The organism is Vibrio sp. MM46, from assembly GCF_027587135.1.
Lineage (GTDB): Bacteria > Pseudomonadota > Gammaproteobacteria > Enterobacterales > Vibrionaceae > Vibrio > Vibrio harveyi.
The window spans coordinates 1-566 of the sequence record NZ_JAPPTO010000104.1; the positions used below are offsets into that span (position 1 = coordinate 1).

1 protein-coding gene is annotated in these 566 nt (G+C 34.6%); it reads right to left on the reverse strand.

Going from position 1 to position 566, the window contains the following annotated elements; translation table 11 throughout:
• Positions 1-171: TraY domain-containing protein (locus OH459_RS28120; protein WP_269989909.1), on the reverse strand; the 171-nt coding region annotated here is incomplete at its 3' end.
• Positions 172-566: the final 395 nt, after the last annotated feature.

Here is a 566-nt window from a genome sequence, read left to right on the forward strand (position 1 = left end):
TACTTCCCAGTTCACACCAAAAAGTTCAAGGTGATGCTCTAGACGAGCTTGTGCCTCGGCACGTTTTGTTCGGTTATTCTGAGCCTTAGAGCTCTCAAGGATTTGGTTATGTTTGCCCGATAACTCAACGTTGACGTGCGTGCCTTTTGGCTCTGATGACGCTTTACTCAAAATTGCTTCACTTTTATCTAATTTAACATAATTGATATAATGTGAAGTTTCGCAAGATACTGAAAATAAAGGGAAATGTTTTGTTGAGTGGCATGCGTATGATTAAAAATAAAGCGATTGGCGTAATATAGAGGCTATGAAAATAGTATCAATAAAGTATAATATGTGATTATGTATCACAGATTATATAAAATGCCTCTAAGTTATTGATATAACTACGTATTATATCAATTATGTTAAACATTTTTATGAAAATGTGATTTAGGGCTTGAGACTAAGAAAGTAAGTGCGCTATACTTTGGTCAAGTCCTTAAAGCGAAAAGTGCATTACATAGCACGCTACTACATAGTTTTCTATGTAGTGTATTTTTTAAGGATTGAGAGTGTGTTAGACC